Annotated in this window: 6 protein-coding genes; 3 read left to right on the top strand and 3 right to left on the bottom strand. The window is 45.5% G+C overall.

Going from position 1 to position 5237, the window contains the following annotated elements:
• The coding region (locus A3761_RS28600; RefSeq protein ID WP_231881238.1) for a hypothetical protein at positions 1-455 on the top strand (455 nt) is incomplete at its 5' end.
• 192 nt (positions 456-647) lie between these two features.
• On the opposite strand, the gene A3761_RS16090 is transcribed toward A3761_RS28600, so the two are convergent.
• From A3761_RS16090 to A3761_RS16100, 3 genes are read right to left on the bottom strand one after another with little or no spacing between them, the layout of a single operon-like run.
• A complete protein-coding gene (locus A3761_RS16090; protein WP_068515918.1) occupies positions 648-1931 on the bottom strand; it encodes a CinA family nicotinamide mononucleotide deamidase-related protein in 1284 nt (427 codons plus the stop codon).
• A gap of 3 nt (positions 1932-1934) precedes the next feature.
• Entirely contained in the window at positions 1935-2762 is an 828-nt protein-coding gene (gene proC / locus A3761_RS16095) for a pyrroline-5-carboxylate reductase (protein ID WP_068552677.1), read from the bottom strand.
• Between the two features lie 46 nt (positions 2763-2808).
• Positions 2809-3516, bottom strand: coding sequence for a YggS family pyridoxal phosphate-dependent enzyme (locus A3761_RS16100; protein WP_068515979.1), 708 nt, complete (start codon positions 3514-3516; stop codon positions 2809-2811).
• 139 nt (positions 3517-3655) lie between these two features.
• Here A3761_RS16100 and A3761_RS16105 point away from each other — a divergent pair, with 139 nt between their 5' ends.
• Positions 3656-4690 (top strand): type IV pilus twitching motility protein PilT, encoded by a 1035-nt coding sequence (locus A3761_RS16105; RefSeq protein WP_068515927.1) that lies wholly within the window; start codon positions 3656-3658, stop codon positions 4688-4690.
• A 47-nt stretch (positions 4691-4737) separates the two neighbouring features.
• Positions 4738-5237, top strand: a 500-nt coding sequence (locus A3761_RS16110; RefSeq protein ID WP_197473072.1) for an ATPase, T2SS/T4P/T4SS family, incomplete at its 3' end; no start/stop codon positions are given.

Below are 5237 nucleotides of genomic sequence, written 5' to 3' on the forward strand. Positions count from 1 at the left end.
AGCAAAATCAGCTAGTTGGCGATAATATAGAATTTTCCTTGATAGTTGTTCTACTACTTATGGTTGTAGCTTTTTTTCTATCACTTCATAGCTACAGAAGGTCAGCAGGACTAATATTCCTTTTCAATAAGAGCAATGGAATTGTTGAAGTTTTTAGACATAAAGGATTAGTCTCTAAGTATTCACTAGGAAGAAATGTGAAATTAAAGCTTCAACGCGCACAGGGCATAGTGAGGAGAATTGATGGAGGGAGTGAAAGGCTACTTACGTACCACGCTGTATTAATTGGTAGCAAGGGTGAAGTATGGATCGGTGCTTCGGCTTTCACACAGAGAGGGCTATTAAAAAAAGTTAGAGTCATCTGTGACTATTTCGACGCCGAACATGAAGTATCAAAAGACATACTAAATAGTTATGAATCTAGTATAAAATATCAGCAACTACGTAATAAATAATGAATCTGCGCCACATTGTTTATGGCAATCGGGCCAAACGTGAAACAAGCTCGTAGGTCTGCCTTTGGCACTTTGCTGACAAAGTTTAGGCAGGGTATTTGTAGGCTCTAGTCGAAACCGCTATTTCATTGCGTGCCGACTTTTACAGCTTATCTATAGCATGGTCTCAATTCAGCTTAAGTAAGCGCTACTCTACTCTGACCCCGGCTTTTTTCTGGCACGAAAATATTCCGGTTCTTCACTTGAATCAATCAATTCTCGCCGGACCAAATCCAGAGCTAAGGCTGAAACTAGTTCCTGAAAAAACACCCTGCTACCCGGAAAGTAGAATTCACGTGCTTTGATATTGTTCTTTGCACCCCAAGCGACCCAAACAGTACCAACTGGCTTTTCTTCGGTACCGCCATTTGGACCAGCGATGCCTGATACCGACACTCCTATGTCTGCACCACTTAATTCGAGCACACCCGCCAGCATCTCTCTGACAACAGGCTCGCTCACAGCACCATACTTATCCAAAGAGTCTTGCGACACGCCAAGTACTCGATGTTTAATCTCATTGGAATAAGAGACAACACCCGCTTCAAACACTGCCGATGCGCCGCTAATCTCTGTCACTAAAGAAGCTATCTTGCCGCCCGTACAAGACTCGGCAAAGGTAAGCGTTTTACTTTCGGCATTAAGCTTATCTACGACAACGTGAGCAATAGAGCGTTGATCCTTAGTGACAATATGATCACCAAGCAATGCTTCTATCTTCTTGCCCCATTCACCTAAAGTAGCATGATGTTCTAGCCTATCAACCTTCAGTTTCAGTTCTATTAGAGGTAGAGAGGCTCGAAAGCCTATCTCAATGCAAGCAGGCAAATCCGGAAAGGTCTGAGCCAGCACCTGCTGAAGTTTTGATTCACCATAACCAAAAACGCGGTAGCGAAGGCGCTTCACCTCAATATCACTCGGTAAAGTAACCTTTAGACTCGGTAAGATCTCCTCACGCAGCATCAGCTCAAGTTCTTTCGGTACACCCGGAGTACAATAAATCTGACAATCATTATGAGGCGCCCAAAAACCCACTGCAGAACCGATACTATTTGCCAGCAAAGCAATCCCTTCGGGCAGCATCGCCTGCTTTTTGTTGGCATCACTTAAATGGTAGTTGCGTTGCTGACACCAAGAGCTCAGGTGTGCCAGAGCTTGCTCGTGCTGCTTGATTGGCTTGCCTAGAACTTTAGCCAGAGCTTCTGCCGTCATGTCATCTGTTGTCGGCCCTAAGCCACCGTTAACAATCAGAACATCAAAGTGCTGACTTAAGCGCTCTATTTCTGAAACCAATAGGTCTAGTTCATCAGGAACGGTCGCCTTGTAAGCCACCTGAATACCTTGATCAAGACAGTATTCAGCGATCATCGCCGAATTACTATCAACAATATCACCGGTCATCAACTCGGAACCTGTCAGCAGCAATGCAATCTTCATAGTTTAAGCCTTCAGCTCTTCTGCCAAGCTTACTGATCGATCTGCTGCGGCCTGCATTGCCTCATCGACAATTTCAAGCAAGCCCTTCTCTTCGAAAGTATGAATCGCTCGCTCTGTTGTTCCGCCGGGAGACATCACATTGCGCTTTAGCTGGGCTGGTGCCACATCACCACTAAGCACCATTTCAGCGGCACCCGCTACGGTTTGTGCTGCCAGCTTTCGAGCCGTATCTGCAGAGAGCCCTTGTTTTATCGCGGCTGCTTCCATCGCTTCGATCATCAAAAAGATATACGCTGGCCCTGAACCTGACAAGGCCGTCACTGAGTGAATCAAGCTTTCCTGATCTACCCATTCAACCAAGCCAATTGCCTGAAACAATTCATCTGACAAGTTCTTTTGTTCATCGCTTACATTCGCATTCGCGATCAAGCCGCTCGCACCCTTGAGTACCTGGGCTGGGGTATTCGGCATGCATCTCACCAATGCCTGCTCAGAGCCCAACCACTGTGCCAGCAGGTCCAAACCAATGCCTGCCGCAATAGAGATGATTAGAGGACGATGACTAAGGCTGCCTTTCAATGACTCACATACCGACTGCAGTACCTGAGGCTTTACACTGAGCACGACAATATCTGCCGTGCTAACAGCGCGAGCATTGTCTTCATCTACCTCGACCTGCCATGTGTTCTGCATCGCTTCCCGATGTTCAAGGTTTGGTGCAGTTGCTACAATATTGCTTGCGTTTAAACCTTTCTTTACTAGGCCACCAACGATGGCGTGTGCCATGTTACCTGCGCCAATAAAGCAGATCTTTTGTTCATTCAAGTTCATTGTTAGTTCACTTCCTGTTCAAAAATTCAAAAACTGTTTCCAAGCTCTAGCGTTCGCCAAACAAAGCGGTTCCAACTCTGACCATTGTTGAGCCACAGGCAATTGCCTGCTCCATATCACCAGACATTCCCATCGAGAGAGTATCGACACTCGAATAGCTTTCTTGCAGATCATTAAATGCCGACTTCATCTTCGTAAACGCGGTGCTCAAACTCTCTTCACTTTGATTTGCTTGAGGTATGCACATTAAGCCGCGTAGCTTCAAACGAGGCATATCTTCTAGTGCTCGACAAAGCTCAGGCAAATCACTCAACAATATGCCCGATTTAGTCTCTTCTTCATCAATATTCACCTGAATACAAATATTCAGTGGCGATAAAGTGTCCGGGCGCTGATCATTTAAACGCTGTGCTATTTTTATGCGATCAACACTATGCACCCAAGTAAAGCTTTCAGCAATCGGCCGCGTTTTATTCGACTGAATCGGGCCAATAAAGTGCCAGACGATATCTTCGGCATTGCCTTCTTTCGTCAATAAAGCCTTGACCGCTATCTGCTTTTCAAGCGCTTCATTAAGATAGTTCTCGCCAAATATTTTCTGCCCTTGCTTAAATAACTCAAAGACTGCTTCAGCAGGCTTCTTTTTCGACACCGCCAGGAGCTGCACGGAGTTTTCTGCTAGGCCGGCATCAATTGTGGCTTTTTGTATCCTTTTTCTTACGTTCTGGAGCTTGTCTGCTATGCTGAAGTTCATAATATAAGTTTGCGTGGCGTGTCTTAAAGTCGACATGCATTTGAGCAAAAACAACCTGTATTAACAAGCTTTATCCTTCTGGATCAGCTTTCTCATTTAAAAATCTAAGATACAAAGTTATAGGCTTTAGAGGACGACCATGGATATTACTGAACTGCTGGCATTCTCCGCCAAACAAGGCGCTTCCGATTTACATTTATCTGCCGGACTACCGCCAATGATCCGTGTTGACGGTGATGTTCGCCGTATCAACCTGCCAGCGATGGAGCACAAAGAAGTTCATTCACTGATTTATGACATAATGAATGACAAGCAACGAAAAGACTTTGAAGAATTCTTGGAGACTGACTTCTCGTTCGAAGTACCCGGTGTTGCTCGCTTCCGTGTAAACGCCTTTAACCAGAACCGTGGTGCTGGCGCAGTATTCCGTACTATTCCTTCGAAAGTACTCACCATGGAAGACCTGGGAATGAGCCAGGTTTTCAAAGATATTGCTGAAGTCCCACGCGGCTTGGTTCTGGTAACAGGGCCAACCGGTTCTGGTAAGTCAACCACATTGGCCGCCATGATCGACTATATCAATGACAACCGCTACGACCACATTCTAACGATTGAAGACCCGATCGAATTTGTTCATGAAAGTAAAAAGTGCTTAATGAACCAACGTGAAGTTCATCGGGACACCTTGGGCTTTAACGAAGCGCTACGTTCAGCGCTTCGTGAAGACCCCGATATTATTCTGGTTGGTGAGCTTCGTGACCTTGAAACCATCCGTTTGGCACTGACCGCAGCAGAAACGGGTCACTTGGTATTTGGCACCTTGCACACCACCTCAGCAGCTAAAACGATTGACCGTGTCGTCGACGTATTCCCTGCAGAAGAAAAAGCGATGGTTCGATCAATGCTTTCCGAGTCTTTACAGGCTGTTATTTCTCAGACCTTGTTGAAAAAGACCAATGGTGGCCGAGTTGCTGCACATGAAATTATGATCGGCTCCCCTGCAATTCGTAACCTGATTCGTGAGGATAAGGTCGCCCAGATGTACAGTGCTATCCAGACGGGCGCATCAATCGGTATGCAAACACTCGACCAGTGCTTGCAGAACCTACTAAGCAAGGGCTTTATCACTCGTGATACAGCAAGAGAAAAAGCCAAGATCCCTGAGAATTTCTAACTTAGGCCGCGTTATGAACAAAGATAAAATGATTCAGGATATGTAACATGGATTTTGAAAAACTCTTAAAAGTCATGGTCGAAAAAGGTGGCTCTGACTTATTTATTACTGTTGGTGTCGCACCGAGCATCAAAATCCACGGCAAGCTCGTCCCTGTTACCAAGCACGCACTCACGCCCGAACAATGTCGTGAGATTGTATTTGATGTCATGTCAGAGAAACAACGTGACGAGTTCACTGAGAAAAGCGAATGTAACTTTGCTATCAGTGCCCGTGGCATTGGCCGCTTTCGTGTAAGTGCCTTCATGCAAAGAAATTTGTGCGGTATGGTGCTGCGTCGAATCGAAACTAATATTCCACGCATTGAAGATTTGGGTCTACCTACAACCATCAATCAGTTAGCAATGACAAAACGTGGCCTGATTATTTTTGTCGGTGCAACGGGCACGGGTAAGTCAACTTCTCTCGCAGCAATGATCGGGCACCGAAATAGAAATAGTAAAGGTCATATTATTTCTATCGAAGACCCTATTGAATATATCCATCA

The organism is Oleiphilus sp. HI0123, assembly GCF_001635315.1.

Coding starts and splice junctions, on each gene's coding strand:
- A3761_RS16090 (WP_068515918.1), bottom strand. CDS start 1,931: ATGAAGATTGCATTGCTGCTGACAGGTTCCGAGTTGATGACCGGTGAT.
- proC (WP_068552677.1), bottom strand. CDS start 2,762: ATGAACTTGAATGAACAAAAGATCTGCTTTATTGGCGCAGGTAACATG.
- A3761_RS16100 (WP_068515979.1), bottom strand. CDS start 3,516: ATGAACTTCAGCATAGCAGACAAGCTCCAGAACGTAAGAAAAAGGATA.
- A3761_RS16105 (WP_068515927.1), top strand. CDS start 3,656: ATGGATATTACTGAACTGCTGGCATTCTCCGCCAAACAAGGCGCTTCC.